The organism is Mycobacterium sp. E2462, from assembly GCF_001672685.1.
Lineage (GTDB): Bacteria > Actinomycetota > Actinomycetes > Mycobacteriales > Mycobacteriaceae > Mycobacterium.
The window spans coordinates 1-869 of record NZ_LZKC01000003.1 but is presented as its reverse complement, the minus strand read 5'-3'; the positions used below and the strand labels follow the sequence as shown (position 1 = coordinate 869).

The 869-nt window shown below is 75.1% G+C and carries 2 protein-coding genes; one reads left to right on the top strand and one right to left on the bottom strand.

Annotation, left to right across the window (positions count from 1 at the left end; translation table 11 throughout):
• On the top strand, positions 1 to 580 hold a 580-nt coding region (locus tag A5714_RS00070; RefSeq protein WP_197513482.1), incomplete at its 5' end, for an MCE family protein.
• Here the strand turns inward: A5714_RS00070 and A5714_RS00065 are convergent.
• On the bottom strand, positions 570 to 869 hold a 300-nt coding region (locus A5714_RS00065), incomplete at its 5' end, for a CPBP family intramembrane glutamic endopeptidase (RefSeq protein WP_156747100.1). The two genes, A5714_RS00070 and A5714_RS00065, sit on opposite strands and share 11 nt — an antisense overlap.

Genomic DNA, 869 nt, shown 5'->3' with positions numbered 1-869 from the left:
CGCCCTGGGCGACACATACGCGCGGGCCGCGCCGGACCTCGTGGACGCGCTCAATCACGCGGTGACCACGGCCCGCACCGTCGATGGTCAGCGGCGCGAGCTCGACGCCGCGCTGCTGGCGGCCGCCGGCGTCGGCAACACCGGCGCCGACGTCGTCACCCGGGGCGGCCCCTTCTTGCAGCGCGGCGCGACCGACCTGCTGGCGAGCAGCGAACTGCTCGACGCCTACAGCCCCGAAATCTTCTGCACCATCCGCAACTTCGCCGAGGTCGGCCCGCGCATCCACAACGCCCTCGGCGACAACGGCTACGCACTGGGCGCCCACGCCTCGGGCGCCGTCACGGGCGCACCGAACCCCTACATCTGGCCGGAGAACCTGCCCCGCACCAACGCCCGCGGCGGGCCCGGGGGGCGGCCGGGGTGCTGGCAGACGATCACCCGGCAGCTGTGGCCCGCCCCGTTCCTCGTCATGGACACCGGCGCGAGCATGGCCCCCTACAACCACTTCGAGCTCGGGTCGCCGCTGCTGGTCGAGCACGTCTGGGGCCGGCAGCTGGGCGACTACACCATCAACCCGTAAGGCGGCGCGCGGTCAGGGCGGCGACCGCGCCCGCCTCGTTGATCGCCAGGTGCGCCAGCAGGGGCGCGGCGAGGCTGCCGGAGCGGTCGGCCAGCCAGCCGAACAGCCACCCCGCGGCGCCGGTGACCAGCAAGGTGCCCAGCACCGGCTCGCCGGCCGCGCGGGCATCCGGGATGTGCGAGAGCCCGAATGCCGTCGCCTGCACGAGCCTTCCGCCGCGGGCGCCGAAGCCGGCCGAGGCGGTGTGCGCCAGCGCCGCGCGGTAGGCCGCCTCTTCCGCCCACACGGT